General features: G+C 72.4%; 22 protein-coding genes. 17 read left to right on the top strand and 5 right to left on the bottom strand.

Features of this window, described 5'->3' with window-relative positions:
• Positions 1-49: 49 nt before the first annotated feature.
• From OG899_RS18945 to OG899_RS18930, 4 genes are all read left to right on the top strand, one after another.
• The gene (locus OG899_RS18945) at positions 50-1,270 is read left to right on the top strand and encodes an alpha/beta hydrolase (protein WP_189427517.1); all 1,221 of its coding nucleotides are present in this window, start codon (positions 50-52) and stop codon (positions 1,268-1,270) included.
• Positions 1,271-1,336: 66 nt separating this feature from the next.
• A complete protein-coding gene (locus OG899_RS18940; RefSeq protein ID WP_229813647.1) occupies positions 1,337-2,203 on the top strand; it encodes a DUF4429 domain-containing protein in 867 nt (288 codons plus the stop codon).
• A gap of 136 nt (positions 2,204-2,339) precedes the next feature.
• Positions 2,340-2,819 (top strand): GNAT family N-acetyltransferase, encoded by a 480-nt coding sequence (locus tag OG899_RS18935; protein ID WP_125497577.1) that lies wholly within the window; start codon positions 2,340-2,342, stop codon positions 2,817-2,819.
• Positions 2,820-2,829: 10 nt separating this feature from the next.
• Positions 2,830-3,654, top strand: a complete 825-nt coding sequence (locus OG899_RS18930) for a serine hydrolase (protein ID WP_168131080.1) — start codon at positions 2,830-2,832, stop codon at positions 3,652-3,654.
• 4 nt (positions 3,655-3,658) lie between these two features.
• Here OG899_RS18930 and OG899_RS18925 read toward each other — a convergent pair whose 3' ends face one another.
• A complete protein-coding gene (locus OG899_RS18925; RefSeq protein ID WP_125497615.1) occupies positions 3,659-4,330 on the bottom strand; it encodes a pirin family protein in 672 nt (223 codons plus the stop codon).
• A 90-nt stretch (positions 4,331-4,420) separates the two neighbouring features.
• Between OG899_RS18925 and fasR the strand changes: the two genes are divergently transcribed.
• The 5 genes from fasR (at position 4,421) to OG899_RS18900 (ending at position 9,422) form a co-directional block, all read left to right on the top strand.
• The gene (gene fasR, locus OG899_RS18920; protein ID WP_125497579.1) at positions 4,421-5,626 is read left to right on the top strand and encodes a fatty acid biosynthesis transcriptional regulator FasR; all 1,206 of its coding nucleotides are present in this window, start codon (positions 4,421-4,423) and stop codon (positions 5,624-5,626) included.
• Positions 5,627-5,715: 89 nt separating this feature from the next.
• Complete coding sequence (locus OG899_RS18915; protein ID WP_125497616.1) at positions 5,716-6,633, top strand: ACP S-malonyltransferase; 918 nt, start codon at positions 5,716-5,718, stop codon at positions 6,631-6,633.
• 22 nt (positions 6,634-6,655) lie between these two features.
• Positions 6,656-7,687, top strand: a complete 1,032-nt coding sequence (locus OG899_RS18910) for a ketoacyl-ACP synthase III (RefSeq protein WP_125497580.1) — start codon at positions 6,656-6,658, stop codon at positions 7,685-7,687.
• A 94-nt stretch (positions 7,688-7,781) separates the two neighbouring features.
• Positions 7,782-8,030 carry an acyl carrier protein gene (locus OG899_RS18905; RefSeq protein WP_125497581.1) on the top strand — a complete coding sequence of 83 codons (249 nt, stop codon included), beginning with the start codon at positions 7,782-7,784 and terminating at the stop codon, positions 8,028-8,030.
• A gap of 120 nt (positions 8,031-8,150) precedes the next feature.
• Positions 8,151-9,422: a beta-ketoacyl synthase gene (locus OG899_RS18900; RefSeq protein WP_125497582.1), complete on the top strand. Its 1,272-nt coding sequence runs from the start codon at positions 8,151-8,153 to the stop codon at positions 9,420-9,422.
• A 185-nt stretch (positions 9,423-9,607) separates the two neighbouring features.
• Here the strand turns inward: OG899_RS18900 and OG899_RS18895 are convergent, their stop codons facing one another.
• The gene (locus tag OG899_RS18895; protein ID WP_125497583.1) at positions 9,608-10,102 is read right to left on the bottom strand and encodes a DUF3145 domain-containing protein; all 495 of its coding nucleotides are present in this window, start codon (positions 10,100-10,102) and stop codon (positions 9,608-9,610) included.
• Between the two features lie 249 nt (positions 10,103-10,351).
• Between OG899_RS18895 and OG899_RS18890 the strand changes: the two genes are divergently transcribed.
• The 3 genes from OG899_RS18890 to ctaD all read left to right on the top strand — a co-directional run bounded on the left by OG899_RS18890 (position 10,352) and on the right by ctaD (position 14,305).
• Positions 10,352-11,248: an SGNH/GDSL hydrolase family protein gene (locus tag OG899_RS18890; RefSeq protein WP_125497584.1), complete on the top strand. Its 897-nt coding sequence runs from the start codon at positions 10,352-10,354 to the stop codon at positions 11,246-11,248.
• A gap of 15 nt (positions 11,249-11,263) precedes the next feature.
• Positions 11,264-12,253, top strand: coding sequence for an aldose epimerase family protein (locus OG899_RS18885; protein ID WP_125497585.1), 990 nt, complete (start codon positions 11,264-11,266; stop codon positions 12,251-12,253).
• Positions 12,254-12,592: 339 nt separating this feature from the next.
• Positions 12,593-14,305 (top strand): cytochrome c oxidase subunit I, encoded by a 1,713-nt coding sequence (ctaD, locus tag OG899_RS18880; protein ID WP_168131079.1) that lies wholly within the window; start codon positions 12,593-12,595, stop codon positions 14,303-14,305.
• 165 nt (positions 14,306-14,470) lie between these two features.
• Here the strand turns inward: ctaD and OG899_RS18875 are convergent, their stop codons facing one another.
• Both OG899_RS18875 and OG899_RS18870 read right to left on the bottom strand, forming a co-directional pair.
• Entirely contained in the window at positions 14,471-15,313 is an 843-nt protein-coding gene (locus tag OG899_RS18875) for an EI24 domain-containing protein (RefSeq protein ID WP_125497587.1), read from the bottom strand.
• A 76-nt stretch (positions 15,314-15,389) separates the two neighbouring features.
• Positions 15,390-16,412 (bottom strand): NADP-dependent oxidoreductase, encoded by a 1,023-nt coding sequence (locus OG899_RS18870; RefSeq protein WP_125497588.1) that lies wholly within the window; start codon positions 16,410-16,412, stop codon positions 15,390-15,392.
• 111 nt (positions 16,413-16,523) lie between these two features.
• Here OG899_RS18870 and OG899_RS18865 point away from each other — a divergent pair, with 111 nt between their 5' ends.
• Entirely contained in the window at positions 16,524-16,964 is a 441-nt protein-coding gene (locus tag OG899_RS18865; protein WP_125497589.1) for a MarR family winged helix-turn-helix transcriptional regulator, read from the top strand.
• A 50-nt stretch (positions 16,965-17,014) separates the two neighbouring features.
• Here the strand turns inward: OG899_RS18865 and OG899_RS18860 are convergent, their stop codons facing one another.
• Positions 17,015-17,878 (bottom strand): hypothetical protein, encoded by an 864-nt coding sequence (locus tag OG899_RS18860; protein WP_168131037.1) that lies wholly within the window; start codon positions 17,876-17,878, stop codon positions 17,015-17,017.
• 239 nt (positions 17,879-18,117) lie between these two features.
• Between OG899_RS18860 and OG899_RS18855 the strand changes: the two genes are divergently transcribed.
• The 4 genes from OG899_RS18855 to chvE all read left to right on the top strand — a co-directional run bounded on the left by OG899_RS18855 (position 18,118) and on the right by chvE (position 22,789).
• A complete protein-coding gene (locus OG899_RS18855) occupies positions 18,118-19,281 on the top strand; it encodes a mandelate racemase/muconate lactonizing enzyme family protein (protein WP_125497592.1) in 1,164 nt (387 codons plus the stop codon).
• Positions 19,278-20,282: a zinc-binding dehydrogenase gene (locus OG899_RS18850; RefSeq protein ID WP_406311097.1), complete on the top strand. Its 1,005-nt coding sequence runs from the start codon at positions 19,278-19,280 to the stop codon at positions 20,280-20,282. The genes OG899_RS18855 and OG899_RS18850 overlap by 4 nt, the downstream gene beginning before the upstream one ends.
• A gap of 201 nt (positions 20,283-20,483) precedes the next feature.
• Complete coding sequence (locus OG899_RS18845; protein WP_125497594.1) at positions 20,484-21,452, top strand: hypothetical protein; 969 nt, start codon at positions 20,484-20,486, stop codon at positions 21,450-21,452.
• A 227-nt stretch (positions 21,453-21,679) separates the two neighbouring features.
• A complete protein-coding gene (gene chvE, locus OG899_RS18840) occupies positions 21,680-22,789 on the top strand; it encodes a multiple monosaccharide ABC transporter substrate-binding protein (protein WP_125497595.1) in 1,110 nt (369 codons plus the stop codon).
• Positions 22,790-22,813: the final 24 nt, after the last annotated feature.

The raw sequence follows: 22,813 nt of genomic DNA, 5'->3' as shown, positions 1-22,813 counted from the left end.
GTCACTTGGTTGACGCGAGACCGTCCCGTTCTCCTAGTGTGTCCTCCCAGTGACTTCCTTCGACACCTCCCCGCACGTCAGCGTCTGGCGCGCGCTGCTCGCGCTGGCCGTCGTCCTCGTGCTGCTGGCGACCACCGGCTGGACCGCCGTGCGCGGACACGGCGGCGGGACCACGGCCCTGCGGGCCTCCGTGTCCGCTTGGAAGCACGGGTCGCTGCACGGGCACCGGCTGCCGGACCCGGACGCCGCGCCGGACCAGCTGGCCCGGTTCTTCGACTCGCTGGGCGCCCGCGACCGCGCCCTGCTCGCCCGCCGCTACGCCCTGGCGGTCGGCAACATGAACGGCGCCCCCGTCGCCCTGCGTTACCGGGCCAACCGCATCGCCCTGGCCCGGGCGCGCGCGGCCGAGCGCAAACGCGTCCACGACCGGCGGCTCACCGCCGCGGGGCACCAGGACGCCGCCCGCCGTGCACAGCGCTTCGGCGAGCTGATGGCGCCGGACCGCCACATCCTCGCCTTCGACCCCGCCGGCTCCGGACGTGTCGCGGAGGTGTTCGGCGACCTCACCACGGCCCGCCGGATCTCCGTCGTGGTGCCGGGCGTGGACACCGACCTGTTCACCTTCCGCAACAGCTCCCGGCCCTACACCGCGCTGTACGGCATGGCCCGCTCCCTGTACCGGGCCGAGCGCGAGGCGGCCCCTCGCACCCGGACGGCGGTGATCGCCTGGGCCGACTACACCGCGCCCAGCGGACTCGGCGTGGACGCGGCCACCGCGATGCGCGCGGAGGAAGGCGCCGTACGCCTGAACAAGCTGCTGCGGGCGCTGCCCGGGCGGGCGTCCGTGGCGCTGTTCTGCCACAGCTACGGCTCGGTCGTCTGCGGGGTGGCGGCCCCCGGCCTGCCGCACCGGGTGACCGACCTGGCGGTCGCCGCGAGCCCCGGCATGCGGGTGAGCAACGCCTCCCAGCTGCGCACCGGTGCGCATGTCTGGGCGATGCGGGATGCCACCGACTGGATCCGTGACGTGCCCTACCTGGAGCTGGGCGGCCTGGGCCACGGCGCCGACCCGGTCTCCCCGGGGTTCGGGGCGCGGGTGCTGGCGGCCCGGAAGGCCGAGGGGCACGCCGGCTACTTCGAGCCGGGCACCGACAGCCTGGCCAACTTCGCCGAGATCGGCGTCGGCGCATATGCCTCGGTGCGGTGCGCCCGGAACAACGACGGGTGCCGGGCGGATCTGTCCGGCACGACGACGGCTGGACGCGCGTAGAGACAGCAGGAAGTGCGGTCTGCGCGGGGAGGGACGGAAATGCTCATGCCGCCTACGATGAGCCGCATGGGTGACGTACTGGCCGGATTTCACGCTGCCTGGGAGTTCGAGGCCGATTCCGTGCTCATCCGTTACGAGCGGGGGATACGGGCACCGAAACTGTTCCATGCGCTCGGCGAGCGCCGGGTGCCGCTGGCCGCGCTCGCGCGGGTGACGCTCACCCCGGGCCGGCGCGGCACCGTGGTGCTGCGCGCCGAGCCCCGGCCGGGTGCCGATCCGCTGATGGACGCGGCCGACGGCCAGCTCAAGGAGAGCAGCGACCCCTACCGGCTGGTGCTGCCCGCGGAACGGGAGACTCTTGCGGAGTACTACGCCGACGAGCTGCGCGCCCGCATCACCGACACCGGCCCCGCCGAGCGTTTTCTGGTGGCCGCGCCTCAGCCTCCGTTGCAGTTCAAGGCGTACGACGGCAAGGCCTCGTTCGACGGCCGCGTCGTGCGGTTCCGCTGGTCGTGGACGGGGGCGTCCACGGAGAAGTGGAAAGCCGGCGACCAGTGTTTCGCCGTGTCGGACCTGACCGGGGTGGAGTGGCGCTCGCCGGAGCTGTTCGAGGGGCATCTGCGGCTGCTGCGCCGGAAGACGGCCGGGCCGCAGCAGGACGCCGGGCAGCCGCCGCAGCCGGACCAGGACCCGGCCGCGGTCGTCTTCGGGCTCGGGTACGGGCCGGTGCACGAGTCGCTGCCGTTCGCGGCGGCGGTGCTGGCCGCGGTGCAGCAGGCGGGCCCGGCGCAACCGGCGCCCGTGGCCGCCCCGCGCCGCGACCCGGCGGACATCGCCGACCGCATCCGTCACCTGGGCGAACTCCACCAGGCGGGCCTGGTCACGGACGAGGAGTTCTCCACGAAGAAGGCGGAACTGCTCGCCGAGCTGTGAGCCCGGGGCTCCGTGCCCCGGCTCGCCGCACCGCGCACCCCGGCGGTGGCCCCACAGGCCCGCACACCTGCCCCGGGCCCGCCGGTGCCGGGACAACACATGCCGCGGGCGCGCGCGGATGGCTACCGTGCCCGGCATGACTCTCGTGAGACGGGCCGGCGTGGCCGACGCGGAGGAAGTGCTGCGGCTGCGCCAGGTGATGATCGATTCGATGGAGGGCGCCGCCCCCTCCACCGACTGGCAGGCCCTGTCCCTGCCCACGCTCAAGGGCCGGCTCGCCGAACCGGACGGCGACTTCGCGGCGTTCGTCGTGGACCACCCCGGCCGGCCCGGGGCGCTGGCCTCCCTGGCGGCCGGGACGATCGAGTACCGCATCGGACGGGCGGAGAACCCGCACGGGCGGGTCGGCCACGTCTTCAGCGTCGCGACCGACCCGGACGCCCGGCGCCGCGGGTACGCCCGCGCCTGCGTGGAGGCGCTGCTGGACTGGTTCCGCCGCCGGGACGTGCCGCAGGTCGACCTCAGCGCGTCCGCCGAGGCCGAGCCGCTGTACGCCTCGCTGGGGTTCGTGCGCAAGACGACCCCCTCCATGCGGCTGACGTCGCCCGGCGCATAGGCTCGGCCCCATGTCGTTGAAGAGCCTGGCGTCGATCGAGAACTGGCCGGTTTCCACGGCCGCCGCGGGCGTGGTCCGCGCGGACGGCACCATCGCCGGCACCCACGGCCCGGCCGGGCAGCGGTTCCCGCTGGCCTCGGTCACCAAGCCGCTGGCCGCCTACGCGGTGCTCGTGGCCTTCGAGGAGGGCGCGATCGAGCTGGACGAGCCGGCCGGTCCGCCCGGCGCCACGGTCCGCCATCTGCTCGCCCACACCGCGGGCCTGGCGTTCGACGAGCACCGGGTCATGGCCGCGCCCGGTGAGCGGCGTCTGTACTCCAACGCCGGGTTCGAGCAGCTCGGCGACCACGTGGCGAAGGCGACCGACATCCCCTTCGCCGAGTATCTGCGCCAGGCCGTGCTGGAGCCGCTGGGCATGACACGGACCACCCTGGAGGGCTCCCCCGCCAAGGACGGCGTCTCCACGGTGGACGACCTGCTGCGCTTCGCGGCCGAGCTGCAGGCGCCCCGCCTGCTCGACCCGCGCACGGTCGCCGAGGCGATGACGGTCCAGTACCCGGGGACCAAGGGCGTGCTGCCCGGCTACGGCCACCAGAACCCCAACGACTGGGGCCTCGGCTTCGAGATCCGCGGCACCAAGTCCCCGCACTGGACGGGCGCTTCCTCCTCGCCGCGCACCGTCGGCCACTTCGGTCAGTCCGGCACGTTCCTGTGGGTCGACCCGGACGCGGGCGCGGCCTGCGTGGCGCTGACCGACCGTGCCTTCGGGCCGTGGGCGATCGAGGCGTGGCCGCCCTTCACCGACGCGGTCCTGGCCGAGCTGCGCGGCGCCTGAGCGGTCAGCCGAGGACGGGTTCCCCCTCCATCTGCCACACCAGCAGCTCCGCCTCCGTCAGCGCCACGGCCCGGAGGGGCTCGTCCACGCCCGTGATCCGGGCCGCGTCGCCCGGGTCCAGGTGCGTGGCGTCCAGCAGGACGCGGCCGCGCACCACATGGACGTACACGTACGGGGCGGACGGCAGCACGGCACGCCCGTCGGGCGCGAGCCGACGCACCTGGAGCACCGCGCCGGCCCGCCGAACCGGGTACGGGGCGGCGTCCGGCAGGGCGCGGACCACCTCGTAGGACGGCTCGCCGCCGGACTCCCGCGGGGTCAGCCACATCTGGACGAAGGTCAGCGGCCCGGAGGCGTCGTTGCGTTCGACGTGCCGGACACCTCCGGCCGCGCTGAGGTGCTGGAGGTCTCCGGGGCGGAGCACCGTCTCGTGCCCGGCGGAGTCGCGGTGGGTCAGTTCGCCCTCGACGACCCAGGTGACGATCTCGGTGTGGCGGTGCGGGTGCTCGTCGAATCCGGCGCCGGCGGCCAGGTGCTCCTCGTTGCAGGCGATCAGCGCGCCGAAGCGGACGTTGTCCGGGTCGTAGTGCGGGCCGAAGGAGAAGGCGTGCCGGGTGGTGATCCCCGCAGCGGCGTCGCCGCCCTGGTAGCGCTCCGTGGCGCGTCGTACGTCGATCGTCACGCCGACCACCGTAATGCCTGCTCGGGACGCCCAGCACCGACCCGGCGGCACGCACGGGAGTCCGGATAAGGCAGTCTTGTCCCCGTGCCCGAACCCGAATCCCGTACCCCCGACCCCTCAGCGCACGGCCTCCATCCGCACGCCGCGACCCTGAAACGACTGGAGAAGTCCTCCGGCTCACTGGCCGCCCAGGCCATCGCACGGATGGACGAGACGCTGCCGTGGTACCGGGCCATGCCCCCGGAGAACCGTTCGTGGATCGGGCTGGTGGCCCAGGCCGGTATCGCCGCCTTCACCGAGTGGTTCCGGCATCCGGACGCGCCCCAGGCCATCTCCACCGACGTGTTCGGCACGGCGCCGCGCGAGCTGACCCGCGCGATCACCCTGCGCCAGACCGTGGAGATGGTGCGCACCACCATCGAGGTGATGGAGTCCGCCATCGACGAGGTGGCGGCGCCGGGGGACGAGGCCGTGCTGCGCGAGGCGCTGCTGGTCTACGCCCGCGAGATCGCCTTCGCCACCGCCCAGGTGTACGCCCAGGCCGCGGAGGCACGCGGTGCCTGGGACGCGCGCCTGGAGTCGCTGGTGGTCAACGCGGTGCTCAGCGGGGAGGCCGACGAGGGCGCCGTGTCCCGGGCCTCCGCGCTCGGCTGGAACTCCCCCGAGCACGTGTGCGTGGTGCTCGGCACCGCGCCGGACGGCGACTCGGAGCTGACCGTGGAGGCGATACGGCGGGCCGCCCGCCACGCCAAGCTGCAGGTCCTCACCGGGGTGCTCGGGGACCGGCTGGTCGTCATCGCCGGCGGCAGCGACAACCCGCTGGCCGTGGCCAAGTCGCTGATCGGCCCGTTCGCGCCCGGGCCGGTGGTGGCCGGGCCGGTCGTGCCGGACCTGCTGGCCGCGACCCGCTCCGCGCGGGCCGCCGCGGCCGGTCTGAAGGCCTGCTCCGCCTGGCAGGACGCGCCGCGCCCGGTGCTGGCGGACGACCTGCTGCCGGAGCGCGCCATCGCCGGTGATCCCAGCGCCCGGCAGCAGCTGGTAGAGGAGATCTACAGACCGCTGGAGGAGGCCGGGTCCGCGCTGCTGGAAACCCTCAGCGTCTACCTGGAGCAGGCCAGCAGTCTCGAAGGCGCGGCGAGGATGCTCTTCGTTCACCCCAACACCGTCCGCTACCGGCTGAGACGTGTGACGGACGTCACCGGCTGGTCGCCCTCGGATGTACGATCCGCGTTCACACTGAGGATTGCACTGATCCTGGGGCGTCTCCTCGACGGAGATGCCCCGGCCTAGGCTTTTGTCGGGGGCCCACAAAACCCCTTCGTGTTCTTCGTCCCTGTCCCCACGGGCGGCTGCGGCCGTCCCCAAGAGAGAGTGTGAGAGTGCTCGTACTCGTCGCTCCCGGCCAGGGCGCCCAGACGCCCGGCTTCCTGACTCCCTGGCTCGAACTGCCCGGCGCCGCCGACCGTGTGGCCGCCTGGTCCGACGCCATCGGACTGGACCTCGTCCACTACGGCACGCAGGCCGACGCGGACGCGATCCGCGACACCGCCGTGGCGCAGCCGCTGCTGGTGGCCGCCGGCATCCTGTCGGCGTCGGCGCTCGGCGAGGTGGCACCCGATGCCGTCGCCGGCCACAGCGTCGGTGAGATCACCGCGGCCGCCTTCGCGGGCGTGCTGTCCGACACCGCCGCGCTGTCCCTGGTCCGCACGCGCGGCCAGGCGATGGCCGAGGCCGCCGCGATCACCCCGACCGGCATGTCGGCGCTGCTCGGCGGTGACCCGGAGGTGTCCGCCGAGCATCTGAAGAAGCTCGGCCTGACCCCGGCGAACGTCAACGGTGCCGGCCAGATCGTGGCCGCCGGCACCCTGGAGCAGCTGGCCGAGCTGAACGAGAACAAGCCAGAGGGCGTGCGCAAGGTGGTGCCGCTGAAGGTGGCCGGCGCCTTCCACACCCACCACATGGCTCCCGCCGTGGACAGGCTCGCCGAGGCCGCCAAGGCGCTGGAGCCGGCCGACCCCAAGGTCGCCTACGTCTCCAACAAGGACGGCGGGACCGTCACCAGCGGCCGCGAGGTCCTGGACCGGCTGGTCGGCCAGGTCGCGAACCCGGTCCGCTGGGACCTGTGCATGCAGACCTTCCAGGAACTCGGTGCGACCGCGCTGATCGAGGTGTGCCCCGGCGGCACGCTGACCGGCCTGGCCAAGCGCGCGCTGCCCGGTGTGAAGACGCTGGCTCTGAAGACCCCCGACGACCTCGACGCGGCCCGTGCTCTGATCGCCGAGCACGCGAACGCCTGACGCATCAAGGAGCCGATCGCACATGGCGAAGATCAAGCCCGCCAAGGGCGCCCCGTACGCGCGCATCCTCGGCGTGGGCGGCTACCGGCCCACCCGCGTGGTCCCCAACGAGGTGATCCTGGAGAGGATCGACTCGTCCGACGAGTGGATCCGTTCGCGTTCGGGCATCGAGACCCGGCACTGGGCGGGCCCGGAGGAGACCGTCGCGGCGATGGCCATCGAGGCCTCCGGCAAGGCCATCGCGGACGCCGGGATCGACGCCGCGCAGATCGGCGCCGTGATCGTCTCGACCGTCTCGCACTTCGCCCAGACCCCGGCCGTGGCCACCCAGATCGCCGACAAGCTGGGCACCGACAAGGCGGCCGCCTTCGACATCTCCGCGGGCTGCGCCGGCTTCGGCTACGGCCTCACCCTCGCCAAGGGCATGGTGGTGGAAGGATCCGCCGAGTACGTGCTCGTCATCGGCGTGGAGCGGCTGAGCGACCTGACCGACCTGGACGACCGGACCACGGCCTTCCTGTTCGGCGACGGCGCCGGCGCGGTCGTGGTCGGCCCCTCCCAGGAGCCGGCGATCGGCCCGACCGTGTGGGGCTCGGAGGGCGACAAGGCCGAGACCATCAAGCAGACGATCCCGTGGGACCGCTACCGGGTCGACGACGTCTCCCAGCTGCCTCTGGACGAGCACGGCAGCATCAAGTTCCCGGCGATCACGCAGGAGGGCCAGGCGGTCTTCCGCTGGGCCGTGTTCGAGATGGCGAAGGTCGCCCAGCAGGCGCTGGACGCGGCCGGTGTGAGCCCGGAGGAGCTGGACGTCTTCATCCCGCACCAGGCCAATGTGCGGATCATCGACTCGATGGTGAAGACGCTGAAGCTGCCGGAGCATGTCACGGTCGCCCGGGACATCCGCACCACCGGCAACACCTCGGCCGCCTCGATCCCGCTCGCCATGGAGCGGCTCCTGGCGACCGGCGAGGCCAAGAGCGGCGACACCGCGCTCATCATCGGCTTCGGGGCGGGTCTCGTCTACGCCGCGACGGTCGTTACCCTCCCCTAGGCACTCCGTGCCGGATCATGCATCCGGAGCGGACCACTCCCCTGCCGCGGACGCGGTAGTCACACCTGACGGAACACAACGAAGGAGCGCCGACATGGCCGCCACTCAGGAAGAGATCGTCGCCGGTCTCGCCGAGATCGTGAACGAGATCGCCGGGATCCCCGTCGAGGACGTCCAGCTGGACAAGTCCTTCACCGACGACCTGGACGTCGACTCGCTGTCCATGGTCGAGGTCGTCGTCGCCGCCGAGGAGCGCTTCGACGTCAAGATCCCGGACGACGACGTCAAGAACCTCAAGACGGTCGGTGACGCGGCCGAGTACATCCTCAAGCACCAGAGCTGATCCAGCGATCACCGCATAGAGATCACCTCATTGGGCTGACTGCCCCGCCACCCGGCGGTGGCGCCGTTCCCCGCCCCCGGCGGGGATCGTCCTCCTCGTACCGTTGGAGAAAGAATTCCCGTGAGCTCGACCAATCGCACCGTGGTCGTCACCGGTATCGGCGCAACCACACCGCTGGGTGGCGACGCAGCCTCCACCTGGGAGGGACTGGTCGCCGGCAGGTCCGGTGTCAAGCCCCTCGAAGAGGAATGGGCTGCCGAGCAGGCCGTCCGGATCGCGGCCCCGATCGCCGTGGAGCCGTCCGAGATCATCCCGCGGCCGCAGGCGCGCCGACTGGACCGCTCGGCCCAGTTCGCGCTGGTCGCCGCGCAGGAGGCCTGGAAGGACGCCGGGTTCACCGGCAAGGCCGGCGAGAACGGCGAGATCGACCCGGACCGGCTCGGCACGGTGATCGCGTCCGGCATCGGCGGTGTGACCACCCTGCTGGCGCAGTACGACGTGCTGAAGGAGAAGGGCGTCCGCCGCGTCTCCCCGCACACCGTGCCCATGCTGATGCCGAACAGCCCGTCCGCCAACGTGGGCCTGATGGTCAACGCCCGGGCGGGTGTGCACACCCCGGTGTCCGCCTGCGCCTCGGGCGCCGAGGCCATCGGCTACGCCATCGAGATGATCCGTACCGGCCGGGCCGACGTGGTCGTCGCCGGCGGCACGGAGGCGGCGATCCACCCGCTGCCGATCGCCGCGTTCGGCAACATGATGGCGATGTCCAAGAACAACGACGACCCGCAGGGTGCCTCGCGTCCCTTCGACGTCGCCCGGGACGGCTTCGTCCTCGGCGAGGGCGCCGGCGTGCTCGTCCTGGAGTCCGCCGAGCACGCCGCCAAGCGCGGCGCCCGCGTCTACGCGGAGGCGGTCGGCCAGGGCATCTCCTCCGACAGCCACGACATCGTGCAGCCGGAGCCGGAGGGCCGCGGCATCGCGCACGCCCTGCAGAACCTGCTGGACACCACCGACCTGGTCCCGTCCGAGGTGGTGCACGTCAACGCGCACGCCACCTCGACGCCGGCCGGTGACATCGCGGAGCTGAAGGGCCTGCGCAAGGTCTTCGGCGACGACGCCGACCACATCGCGGTCTCCGCCACCAAGTCGATGACCGGTCACCTGCTCGGCGGCGCGGGCGGCGTGGAGTCGGTGGCGACCGTGCTCGCGGTCCACCACCGGATCGCCCCGCCGACCATCAACGTCGAGAACCTCGACCCCGAGGCCGAGGCGCACGCCGACATCGTCCGGAACGAGGCGCGCAAGCTGCCCGCCGAGGGCCGTATCGCCGCCCTGAACGACTCGTTCGGGTTCGGCGGCCACAACGTGGTGCTGGCGTTCCGCACCGTCTGAACCGTCCGGACCGTCCGGACCGTCCGGAAAGGCGCGCGCCGCGCCCCTGATATGCCCGAAGGGCCCCTCACCGCTGCGGTGAGGGGCCCTTCGGGCGTGTCGGCGCGTGCGTCCGCTCGTGTGCCGGCGTGCGTGTCCGCTCGTGGGTCCGCGCGCGTGCTGCTCGTGTACCGGCGGGCGGGGTGTCAGACCACCTGGTGCAGCCAGCGCACCGGGGCGCCCTCACCCGCATAGCGGAACGGCTCGAGTTCGTCGTCCCAGGGCTTGCCCAGCAGCTGGGCGAGTTCCGCCTCCAGGTCGCTCTCGCCGCGCTGGGAGCGCACCAGCGCGGCCCGCAGCCGGTCCTCGGGGATGAGGATGTCGCCGTGGATGCCGGTGACAGCGTGGAAGATGCCGAGCTGGGGGGTGCAGCTGTAGCGCTCGCCCTCGGCGGTCGCGCACGGCTCGGCGGTCACCTCGAACCGCAGCAGATGCCAGCCGCGCAGCGCGGAGGCGAGCTTGGAGGCGGTGCCGGCCTCGCCCTGCCAGGAGAACTCCGACCGCCAGGTGCCCGGCGCGGCGGGCTGCCTGATCCAGTCCAGGCTGACGCGGGTGCCCAGCACGCCGGCGACGGCCCACTCGACGTGCGGGCACAGCGCGCGCGGCGCGGAGTGCACGTACAGAACTCCACGTGTCGTCACCGGGACCTCCGGGCAAGCGGGGCTGGACGGGCGGGCGGCAGAGGTGTGGGGGCTCTGCTGAGGGCGAGGCTACCGCGCACAGGGCCGCGGAGTGTGACGTACCGTCGGTCCCGGTACCGGGAAATCCCCGTCAATTCACCCAGGGGGACGCTTGTCCGCGCCCCTGCCCTCACCTCGGGTGGGAGCGGGAACCCCCAGGCGTTCTCATGGAGGGAAGGGGTCACCCCGCCGACGACCGAGGGGATCGAGATGCGGAAGCGACAGCACCGTCTGCGCCTCGCCCGGGCCGCCGTCGCGGCGGCCGTGCTGGCGTCCACCGGCTGCGGCGCCGCCGGTCACACCGCCCCTGGCCGGCAGGACTCCCGGACGGGCTCCGGACAGCCGTCCGCCGCCGCCCCGGCCTGGGACACCAGCCCGGATTCCGTGGCCGCGGTCGGCGACTCCATCACCCGGGGGTTCGACACCTGCGCGGTGCTGTCGGACTGTCCGCAGTCGTCCTGGGCGACCGGCACCGATCCCGCCGTCAACAGTCTGGCCAGGCGGCTGCTGGGGGCGTCCGAGGTGACCCGGCGCAGCTGGAACCACGCGGTGACCGGCGCCCGGATGAGCGATCTGAAGGGCCAGATCGTCGAGGCGGCCGTGCACAAGCCCCAGCTGGTCGCGGTGATGATCGGGGCCAACGACGCCTGCCGGGACACGGTGGCGCAGATGACGTCCGTGGCCGACTTCCGCAGCCAGTTCCAGGACGCCCTGCACACCCTGCGCGCGAAGCTGCCGGCGGCACAGGTGTACGTCGCCAGCGTGCCGAACCTGATGCGGCTGTGGTCCGAGGGGCGGACCAACCCGCTGGGCAAGCAGATCTGGCGGCTCGGCCTGTGCCCGTCGATGCTGGGCGACGCCGACGCGCTGGGCGCGGCCGCCGCCCAGCGGCGCAAGACGGTGCAGGACCGGGTGGTGGCCTACAACGCGGCGCTGAAGGAGGTCTGCGCGAAGGACGTCCGCTGCCGTTTCGACGACAACGCCGTCCACGACTACCCGTTCGGCACCGCGCAGCTCAGCCGCTGGGACTGGTTCCACCCCAGCCGCGACGGCCAGGCCAAGCTGGCGGAGATCGCCTACCGCGTGGTCACCGCGGAACGGCCCTGACCTACTGTGTGCCGCATGAGTGAACTTTTCGGCACGCTGGCCGACGGCACCCCGGTCCATCGCTGGACGCTGGAGCGCGCCGGGGTGCGGGTACGGGTGCTGTCGTACGGCGGGATCGTGCAGTCGGTGGAGACACCCGACCGTGACGGGCGCCCGGCGAACGTGGTGCTCGGCTTCGACGACCTGGACGGTTACCTCGCCCACCCGGAGCCGTACCTCGGTGCCCTGATCGGCCGGTACGCCAACCGGATCGCCGGCGGCCGGTTCGCGCTGGACGGGCGGACGTACACGGTGCCGTGCAGCGACGGCCCGAACGCGCTGCACGGCGGCGAGCGCGGTTTCGACAAGCGGGTGTGGGACGTCGAGCCGGTGCCGCACGGGCTGCGCCTGAGCCGGGTCAGCCCGGACGGCGAGGAGGGCTTCCCGGGCCGGCTGGAGGTCACGGTGGTCTGCACCGTGGAGGAGACCGGCGCTCTGCGTCTCGTCTACGAGGCCGTCACCGACGCGCCGACGGTCGTGAACCTGACCAACCACAGCTACTGGAACCTGGCCGGCCACGGTGTGGCCGGCGGGCACGAGCTGCGCCTGGCCGCGAGCCGGTACACGCCCGTCGACGAGCATCTGATCCCCACCGGCGAGCAGGCCGCGGTCGACGGCACCCGGTTCGACTTCCGCGCCTCCCGTCCGGTCGGCGCGGGCTACGACCACAACTTCGTGCTGGACAAGGGCGTCACGGGCACCGCCGAGCAGGTCGCCGAGCTGTACGACCCCGGGTCGGGGCGGGTGCTGACGGTGGCGACGACGGAGCCGGGCCTGCAGCTGTACACCGGCGACCACCTCCCCGCGCCCCTCTCGGCCGGGGCCGGGATCGCGCTGGAGACCCAGCACTTCCCCGACTCTCCGAACCGTCCGCAGTTCCCGTCGACCGAGCTGAGGCCGGGTCAGGTGTACCGCTCGGAGACGGTGTACGGGTTCTCCGTGCGGCAGTCGTCCGACGGCGCCTGAGAGGCCGTCCCCGGGCCGCCTCGCCGGGCTGCCCGGACGGGGCCGCGGGGCCGGTCCGCCGATCCGTCCGGGGCAGGCACGCCGGACGGCGGCCGCGGGACGGGTCACCCGTGCGGACCACCCCCTCGGGGCGGTCCCGCCCCGTGCGAGGCGGCCGTCCGCACGACGGGCCGGGGTGCCGGTGCAGGCCGGCCGCGCCCCCCGGCAGGGACGGCGCACCGGCGCGCCCGCGACACCCGCCCCTCGACCGGCCGGTGATACGTGCACCTTTCGCCCCGTTACGGGACGTTGGCTACCGAAGGATTCGCAACGGCTGCCATCCCGACGATGGGGACACCGATGACTGTAGAGACCGAGCCGGCCACGACCGTGCCGGTGGAGGGCCGCCGCCGTCCGGGCCGGGTGATCGTGTCCTGGCTGACGACGACGGACCACAAGAAGATCGGGCATCTGTACCTGATCACGTCGTTCTGCTTCTTCCTGATCGCCGGTCTCCTGGCCATGGCGATCCGCCTCGAGCTGGCTCGTCCAGGGCTGCAGTTCCTGTCGAACGAGCAGTACAACCAGGCGTTCACGATGCACGGCACGATCATGCTGCTGCTGTTCGCCACCCCGACGTTCGCCGGCTTCGCCAATGCGGTCATGCCTCTGCAGATCGGCTCCCCGGACGTGGCCTTCCCCCGGCTGAACATGCTGTCGTACTGGCTGTTCGCCCTGGGCGGCCTGATCGTGCTGGGCAGTTTCCTCACCCCGCAGGGTGCCGCCGACTTCGGGTGGACCGCCTACACCCCGCTGAGCGGACCGGCCCGCAGCGAGTACACCGGCGCCGACCTGTGGATCATGGGGCTGGCGCTGTCCGGCTTCGGCACCATCCTCGGCGCGGTCAACTTCATCACCACGATCATCTGCATGCGCGCACCGGGCATGACGATGTTCCGCATGCCGATCTTCACCTGGAACGTGCTGCTCACCAGCGTCCTGGTGCTGCTGGCCTTCCCCGTGCTGGCGGCGGCCCTGCTGGTGCTGGAGGCGGACCGCAGGTTCGGTGCCCATGTCTTCGACGCCGCCAACGGCGGGGCGGTGCTGTGGCAGCACCTGTTCTGGTTCTTCGGTCACCCGGAGGTGTACATCCTGGCGCTGCCGTTCTTCGGTGTGATCACCGAGATCATCCCGGTGTTCTCCCGCTCCCCGATCTTCGGCTACATGGGCCTGGTCGGCGCGACCATCGCCATCACGGGCCTGTCCGCCACGGTGTGGGCGCACCACATGTTCGCCACCGGCGCGGTCCTGTTGCCGTTCTTCTCCTTCCTGACCTTCCTGATCGCGGTGCCGACCGGGGTGAAGTTCTTCAACTGGATCGGCACCATGTGGAAGGGCTCGCTGTCCTTCGAGCCGCCCATGCTGTGGGCGACCGGATTCCTGGTCACCTTCGTCTTCGGCGGGCTGACCGGTGTGATCCTCGGCTCCCCGCCCCTGGACTGGCACGTCACCGACAGCTACTTCGTGGTCGCCCACTTCCACTACGTCCTGTTCGGCACCATCGTCTTCGCGATGTTCGGCGGCTTCAGCTTCTGGTGGCCGAAGATGACCGGCAGGATGCTCGACCACCGGCTGGAGAAGATCCACTTCTGGACGCTGTTCGTGGGCTTCCACACCACGTTCCTGGTCCAGCACTGGCTCGGCGTGGAGGGCATGCCCCGGCGGTACGCCGACTATCTGGCCGCCGACGGTTTCACGGCCCTGAACATGGTGTCCTCGATCGGGGCGTTCCTGCTGGGCCTGTCGACCCTGCCGTTTCTGTACAACGTGTGGAAGACGGCCCACTCCGGCAAGAAGGTCGAGGTCGACGACCCGTGGGGGTGGGGACGGTCCCTGGAGTGGGCCACCTCCTGCCCGCCGCCCCGGCACAACTTCGTGACCCTGCCGCGGATCCGCTCCGAGTCGCCCGCCTTCGACCTGCGGCATCCGACGCTGGCCCAGCTGGACCAGAAGGAGAACTCGGGACGGCGCGACGTGATCGACGCCGCCGGCCACGAGGGCGACCGCGGCTGAGATGCCGTGGTGCGGACCCGAGCCGGGACGTCACAAGCCCCGGTCCAGGGTCAGGTCCCGGGCCGGGGCTGTTTCACGGGGCACTCGGCCCGCCACCGACGGTAGACCGGCGCGGCGGACGGACCGCCGGACCGGGGCGCCGCGCGGCGCATCCGTACAAACCCTTCACGGCCTGTACGCAACCTCTGCCCCCGGCACCGGCCCGTCAGGGGCCTCGGCCGCGGCCGTCTCCTGCGGGGTGCCGTCCTTCCCCACGGCCGCGGTCTCCTCGCCCAGCAGCTCGCGGGCGAGGAGGGTGGCGCCCGCGACCGCGCCGGGCATGAGGAACACCGCCACGAACGGCACCAGGAAGGCCAGGCCCAGCGGGGTTCCGAAGCCCCAGGCCAGCATCTTGCGGTCGCGCAGCAGGGCGAGGCGCTCGCGCAGTTCGACGCCCCGGCGTTCGAGGGCGACGGCGGTCAGCTCCTCGGTGAGGAAGAACCCGGTGACGAAGAACCCGACGACCGGGATCACGGTCTGACCGACGACCGGCAGGAAGCCCAGGGCGAACAGCAGCACGCTCCACACCGCGGACCGTGCGACGATCCGCAGCCCGTCACGGGCGGAGACCCACAGGTCGCGCCAGAGCGGGCGGGAGGTCTCCGGTGCCGTGCCGTCCGGGGAGACGGAACGGTCGACCCGCTCGGAGAGCTCCTCGTAGAACGGCTGGCCGATCAGCAGGGTGACCGCGGTGAAGCTGACCACCGCCAGCAGCAGCGCGAGGGCGAACAGCACGGCGGTGAGGAAGCCGCGGAAGAGTCCGAGCCACGGGCCCGGCCAGCCGTCGGCGAACGGCGTGGCCCATGCGACGAAGTCCTCGCCCCACAGGGCGAGAGAGACGAGCACCGCCGCATAGAGCACCAGAGTGATCAGTCCGGGCAGCAGCCCGAACCCGTACGCCCGGCCGTTGCGGGCCACCCAGCGTTGGCCCGCCAGCAGACAGCGGACACCCACCCCCAGATCACGCATGCGCTCACTGTATCCACCGGCCGTGACCGGCGGCGGGGCGGGTGCGCCTCACCGCCTGTCACGGCCGGTGACCGACTCAGAGCTTGACGACCATCTTGCCGGTGTTGTCGCCGCGGAGCACCCCGAGGAAGGCCTCCAGGGTGTTCTCGATGCCCTCGACGACGGTCTCCCGGTACTTCAGCTCGCCGGAGCGCACCCACGGGCCGACCTCCTCCACGAACTGCGGCTGCAGGTGGTAGTGGTCGCCGACGAGGAAGCCCTCGATGCGGCCGCGGGTCTGGATGAGGCGGACGAGGTTGCGCGGACCGGGGGACGGCTCGGTGTCGTTGTAGGTGGAGATCATGCCGCAGATCGCGATGCGCCCGCCGAGGTTGAGGGAGCCGATCGCGGCCTCGAGGTGCTCGCCGCCGACGTTGTCGAAGTAGACGTCGATGCCGTCGGGGGCCGCGGCGCGCAGCTGCTCCTTGACGGGGCCCTTCTTGTAGTTGAAGGCGGCGTCGAAGCCGTACTCCGACCGCAGCAGGTCGACCTTCTCGTCGGAGCCGGCCGATCCGACGACCCGGGAGGCGCCCTTGAGCTTGGCGAGCTGTCCGACCAGGCTGCCGACCGCGCCGGCCGCGCCCGAGACGAAGACGACGTCGCCCTCCTTGAGGGAGGCGACGCGCAGCAGGCCCACGTAGGCGGTCAGGCCGGGCATGCCGAGCACGCCGAGGTAGGCGGACAGGGGAGCGGCCTCGGGGTCGACCTTGACCGCCTGCCGTGCGTCGACGGCGGTGTACTCGCGCCATCCGCCGGAGTGCAGCACACGGTCGCCGACGGCGATGCCCTCGGCGCGGGAGACGACGACCTCGCCGACCGCACCGCCCTGCATCGGCTTGTCCAGCTCGTACGGCGCCGCGTACGACTTGGCGGCACTCATCCGGCCGCGCATGTACGGGTCCACCGAGAGGTACTCGTTGCGGACGAGGACCTGGCCCTCGGCGGGCTCCGGGAGCGGGGCCTCGACCAGGGCGAAGTTGTCCGGCTGGGGCCAGCCGACCGGCCGGCTGACCAGGTGCCAGGCGCGGCTGACGGCGGGGAGGGCGGGGGTGTCGGACATGGTGGCGCCTTTCCTCGGTCGGGGTGGGGGGACCCCGGAAAGTTTCAGTACCTGAAACAAACATGCCCCTGAATATTTCAGTGTGTCAAGCAAACCGGTACCCTGGTCGCCATGGCCACACCTCCGCTCCCCCCTCGCCCCGACGCCCTGACCCTGGAGGTCGTCGAGCTGATCGGCGATGTGGTGGCCCGTTTCCACGAGGACTACGAGGACGCCGCCGCGCAGCACGCGCTGACCGGGGCGCAGGCACGGCTGCTGAGCCTGCTGTCGCTGGAGCCGCTGCCGATGCGCAAGCTCGCGCAGAAGCTGAAGTGCGAGCCGTCGAACGTGACGGGGATCGTGGACCGGCTGGAGGTGCGCGGTCTGGTCGAGCGGCGGGCCGATCCGGCCGACCGGCGGGTGAAGCTGGCGGCGGCGACCGAGGAGGGGCGCCGGGTCGCACGGCAGCTGCGCGAGGGGCTGCGGTTCGCCCGGGAGCCGCTGGCCGGGCTGAGCGAGGACGAGCGGCTGGTGCTGCGCGATCTGCTGCGGCGGATGCTCGCCGCCGGCTGAGCGGCCGGGACGGCCGCACCAGCGTGCGGGCGGTCAGGTCGCGGGGCCGGTCAGGTGCACCACCACAGGAAGCGATGGCAGGTCTCGGTGGGGCTCGGCTCCGGCTCGGGGGAGTCGGGGCTGCCGGTGGGCTCCTCCGGGGCCTGCGGGGTGCTGTCGACAGGCGTGCCGTCGTCGCCGGTGTCCCCGGTGCCCGTACCGCCCGTCCCCGGATCGGCACCCGCTCCGGCATCCGGCGCGGAGGCGCTCGCCGAGGGGGCCGGAGCCGCCGGTGACGAGGGGTCGCCCCCGCTCTGTCCCGGACGCGGTGTGCCGCCGCCCGGGGAGGCGGACGCGGAACCGGAGGGGGTGGCGCCGGGTGCCGTGGGGATGCCCTCCTGGGTCTGCCCGGCCGCCCGGGCCGTCTCGGAGGTTCCCGATGCCTGCGGGGCGGCCTCGGTGGTGTCGCCGGTGCCCTCGGCCGTCACCGGGCCGGGGTCGGTGAAGGACGGCAGACCGGGTGTGTCGGCGCCCAGCTCGGCCAGGCTCAGACCGCCCGCCGCCAGCACGAAGCCCGCGCCGACCAGGAGTGCGCGGCGCCGGCGCCTGCGGTGCGACGCCGCGGCCTTGCGGTCACGGCGGCTGACGGCCGTCTCGCCCGGCCGCCCCTCGCTCGCCGTGCCCCTGCGTGCGCGCCGGTCCGCGCGCGGACGCCCCTGCCCTCTGCCGCGCGCCCGGCGCAGCTCGGCCCGGCCGGGCGAGGCGGGCGTGCCGTCGGCGTCCCCGTACGGCTCGGACGGCACCGGCTCCCCGGCGGAGGCGACAGGTTCGCTCCGCCCGGGGCGGAGGGCGAGCGCGTCGGCCGGAGTCCCGCAACCGGGGCAGGCCAGGGCGCCGTTGAGGTGCCGTCGGCACGCGTGGCAGTAGTCGTCCATGACGCGGGAAGACTAGATTCAGCCGCGCGGCGTTCCTAGGCCCGCCGTGGAAGTTCCTGTGAAGGTTCCCGGGAGATACGGAAAACCCCACGCGCGCCGTGCCGTGCCGGAACCGTTACCTGTCCGACCCATTGACACTCCGCACACCCCGTCCTTACTGTCACGCCAACATTTCGAACGCGTGACGACATATCGAACGACCCTTGACCGGCCATCCGCAGAGCTGAGGGGCAACGACCGTGCGCATCACCCACATCAGCACGCACGTCGTCGGGACGCCGTGGCGCAACCTGACCTATGTCCAGGTGCACACCGACGAGGGGATCACAGGAGTCGGCGAGACCCGGATGCTCGGGCACACCGACGCCCTCCTCGGCTATCTCAAGGAGGCGGAGCAGAACCACATCCGCGGCTCGGACCCGTTCGCCGTCGAGGACCTCGTGAGGCGCATGAAGTACGGCGACTTCGGCCGGGCCGGCGAGATCGTGATGTCCGGCATCGCGGTCGTCGAGACGGCCTGCTGGGACATCAAGGGCAAGGCTCTCGGCGTACCGGTGTGGCAGCTGCTCGGCGGCGCGGTGACGGACAGGGTCAAGGCGTACGCCAACGGCTGGTACACCACCGAGCGGACCCCGGAGGCCTACCACAAGGCCGCGCGGCGGGTCATCGAGCGCGGCTACCGGGCGCTGAAGATCGACCCGTTCGGCACCGGCCACTACGAACTCGACCACCAGGAGACCCTGTACGCGGTCTCGCTCATCGAGGCGGTGCGCGACGCGATCGGCCCGGACGCCGAGCTGATGCTGGAGATGCACGGCCGTTTCTCCCCCGCCACCGCGGTACGGCTGGCCAAGGAGATGGCGCCGTTCCAGCCTGCCTGGCTGGAGGAACCGTGCCCGCCGGAGAACCTCAAGGCGCTGAAGAAGGTCGCGGAGAAGGTGGATCTGCCGGTGGCCACCGGCGAACGCATCCACGACCGGATCGAGTTCCGGGAGCTGTTCGAGAGCCAGGCCGCGGACATCCTCCAGCCGGACGTCGGCCACCTCGGCGGCATCTGGGAGACCCGGAAACTGGCCGCGACCGCGGAGAGCCACTACATGCTGGTCGCCCCGCACAACGTCGGCGGCTCCGTGCTGACCGCGGCCTCGCTCCAACTCGGTTTCACCACGCCCAACTTCAAGATCCTCGAGCACTTCAACGACTTCGCGGACGCGGAGATCAAGAAGGTCGTCAAGGGCGCCCCGCAGGTGGACCCCGTAGACGGCTGCTTCCACCGCTCCGACGCACCCGGCCTGGGCGTGGAGCTGGACGTGGACGCGGCGGCCGAGTTCCCGCAGCAGCGGGCCCACTTCGACCTGTGGGCCGAGGGCTGGGAGAAGCGCAACCCCGAGGGTGAGCGGTGAGCGAGGCCGTCGTCGTCGAGGCGCCCGGCCGGCATCGGCTCGCACCGCACGTCCCGTGCGCCCCCGGCCCCGGCGAGGCCCAGGTGGCCGTGCACGCCGTCGGGATCTGCGGCAGCGACCGCGAGGTGTGGCAGGGCACCCGCCCCGAGGGCTATGTGCGCTACCCGCTGACACCGGGTCACGAGTGGTCCGGGACCGTCCGGCAGGTGGGCGCCGGGGTGCCGGAGGCGCTGGTGGGCCGCAAGGTGGTGGGCGAGGGGTTCCGCAACTGCCAGGTGTGCGACCGCTGTCACGCCGGCGAGACCACGCTGTGCACCGCCGGGTACGAGGAGACCGGGTTCACCCGGCCCGGCGCCATGGCCCCCACCCTCACCCTGCCCGCCCGGCTGCTGCACGTGCTGCCGGACGACGCGGACCTGACCGCCGCCGCCCTGCTGGAGCCGGCCGCCTGTGTCGCGGCCGCCGCCCTGAAGGCCGGGGCCCGGCCCGGTGAGCGGGTGGCGGTGGTGGGCACCGGCACCCTCGGGATGCTCGCGGTGCAGTTCCTCGCCGCCGGCAGCCCGGCCGAGCTGCTGGTGGTCGGCGTCCACCGGGGCCGCGAGGAGCTGTCCCGGCGTTTCGGCGCCACCGGCTTCCGCACCGCCGGCGAGCCGCTGCCCGGCGACCTCGACGTGGTGATCGAGGCCGCCGGCTCCGCCTCCGCCGCGCGCACGGCCGCCGGGCTGCTGCGGCGCGGCGGACGCCTGGTCCTGACGGGCATCCCGGCGCCCGGCGCCGACGGACTGGACCCCACGGACCTGGTCGTCCGGCAGCTCGAGGTGCACACCGTGTTCGGGGCGCCGCCGGACGCCTGGGCGCACGCGGTGCGGACGTTCGCCGCCGGGCTGCTCGACCCGCTGCCGCTCGTCACCCACCAGCTGCCGCTCGCCGACTTCGCGCGGGCCGTCGACCTGGTGGGGTCTGGGGATCCGGGGGTGGGCAAGGTGCTGCTCCGCCCCTGAGCCCGCGGCCGGCAGCGGCCGACGCACCACCGTGCGCGACCCGGCACCGCCCGCACCGTCCGCCGCCGTCCGCCCCTCCGCGTACCGGCCTCCGTCTCCCCACCGTCCGTCGTTTTCCGCACCGCGAGCCGCGAACCGTGTCCGACATACCGAACACCCGGACCGGGTCGCCCCGCGGCTCGCCGACCCGAAGGACAGCCTGTGACCGACGCATCCGCCACGGCACCCCGCAGGCCCGGTGAGCACGTGCTCACCGCGCTCGGACTGGGTGCCCCCGCACCCGACCCCGCCGACGCCTCCCCGCACCGTTTCCCCGACGGAGGCCGCTGGCGCACCGAGATCCCCTCCTGCGAGGGACCCGAGGCGCTGGCGGTCGTGCTGGAGGAGTCCGCACGGCTCGACGTCCCCGTCCACCGGATCAGCCAGGGCAGCGGCGTATGGATGCTGACCGACGCCGAGATCACCGAGATGGTCCGGGCGACCGCCGAACGGAACATCGAGCTGTGCCTGTTCACCGGGCCGCGCGGCACCTGGGACACCGGCGCCTCGGTCCGCACCGACTCGCACGGCGCGGGCCTGCGCGCCCGGGGCCACGACGCGGTCGCCGGGTGCGTGGAGGACGCGGTGCGGGCCACCGAACTGGGCGTGAAGTGCCTGCTCGTCGCGGACGAGGGCGTGCTGTGGACGCTGCACCGGGCCCGCACGGCGGGGCTGATCCCCGCCGACACCACGCTCAAGGTGTCCGCGCTGATCGGCCCGGTGAACCCGGCCTCCTTCGCCGTCGTCGAGCAGCTGGGCGCCGACTCCGTCAACGTGCCCAGCGACCTGACGCTCGCGCACCTCACCGAGATCCGGCGGGTGTCGGCCGCCCCGCTGGACATGTACATCGAGGCCCCGGACGACCTGGGCGGGTATGTGCGCATGTACGAGGTGGCGGAGCTGATCCGGCGCGGGGCGCCGCTGTATCTGAAGTTCGGCCTGTCCAAGGCGCCCGGCATCTATCCCTACGGCCGCCACCTGCGCGAGGTGACGCTGGCCACCGCCCGGGAGCGGGTGCGGCGCGGCCGGCTCGTACTGGATCTGCTCGAACGGCACGGCGCCGCAGGGGACATGGACCCGCTCGGCTCCCGACTGCCGGGCCCGCTGCGGCGGTTCGCGGCACCGGCATAACGTTCCGGACACCGAGGCTTCACACAACGGCACACGACCGCGCACAATCCCACACAACCGTCGGGTCCGTCCCGGCCTTCCCCGCACCGTCCGTGCACCACTGCGCACCACCCCGGCAGCACCGCGTACCACCCCAGCACCACCGGCACCGTCCGCCCGGCGGCTTCCCCCGCCAGGCGCCGACCGGCACCGCCGGACCGAACGCACCCACACCGAGGATGATGACCATGCGCAACCGCAGAGCCGCACTCGCCGCGATGGCCTCGGCCGCCTGCCTCGCCCTGACCCTGTCCGCCTGCGGTCAGAACAGCGAGGGCGGCAGCAAGGAGAAGACCGGCGACGTCGAGGGCGCCACCATCGGCGTCGCGATGCCCACCAAGTCCTCCGAGCGGTGGATCGCCGACGGCGACTACGTCGTCAAGAACCTCCAGGCCAAGGGCTACAAGGCCAAGCTGGTCTACGGCGAGGACGACCCGGACACCCAGGTGTCGCAGATAGAGAACCTGATCACCCAGGGCGTCAAGGGCCTGATCATCGCGGCCATCGACAACAAGTCGCTCAACAATGTGCTGCAGGAGGCCAAGGACGCCAACATCCCGGTCATCTCCTACGACCGGCTGATCCTCGGCACCGAGAACGTCGACTACTACGCCTCCTTCGACAACGAGAAGGTCGGCCGCCTCCAGGCCTCCTACATCGTCGACAAGCTGGGCCTGAAGGAGGGCAAGGGCCCGTTCAACATCGAGCTGTTCGCCGGCTCCAACGACGACAACAACACCCGGTACTTCTTCAACGGCGCGATGAGCGTCCTCAAGCCGTACCTGGACAGCAAGAAGCTGGTGGTCCGCTCCGGGCAGACCCAGCTCAACCAGGTCACCACCCTGCGCTGGGACGGCGCCACCGCCCAGCGGCGCATGGACGACATCCTCACCTCGACCTACAAGAACGCCCGGGTCGACGCCGTCCTGTCCCCCTACGACGGCATCTCCATCGGTGTGCTGTCCGCGCTGAAGTCGGACGGCTACGGCACGGCCGACAAGCCCCTGCCGGTGATCACCGGGCAGGACGCCGAGCTGGCCTCGGTGAAGTCGATCATCGCCGGTGAGCAGACCCAGACCGTCTACAAGGACACCCGCAAGCTCGCCCAGGTGGCCGCGACCATGGTGGACGACCTGCTCCACGACAAGAAGCCCGAGGTCAACGACACCAAGACCTACGACAACGGCGTCAAGGTCGTCCCCGCCTACCTGCTGCAGCCGGTCAGCGTCGACAAGACCAACTACGACGAGGTCCTGGTCAAGGGCGGCTACTACACCGAGGCCCAGCTGAAGGGCTGACGCCGCGGGCACGCGCCCCATCCG

The organism is Streptomyces thermoviolaceus, from assembly GCF_045209695.1.
GTDB classification, from domain to species: Bacteria; Actinomycetota; Actinomycetes; order Streptomycetales; family Streptomycetaceae; genus Streptomyces; species Streptomyces thermoviolaceus.
The sequence above is the reverse complement of the archived record's forward strand: the minus strand, read 5'-3'. Positions and strand labels throughout refer to the sequence as shown.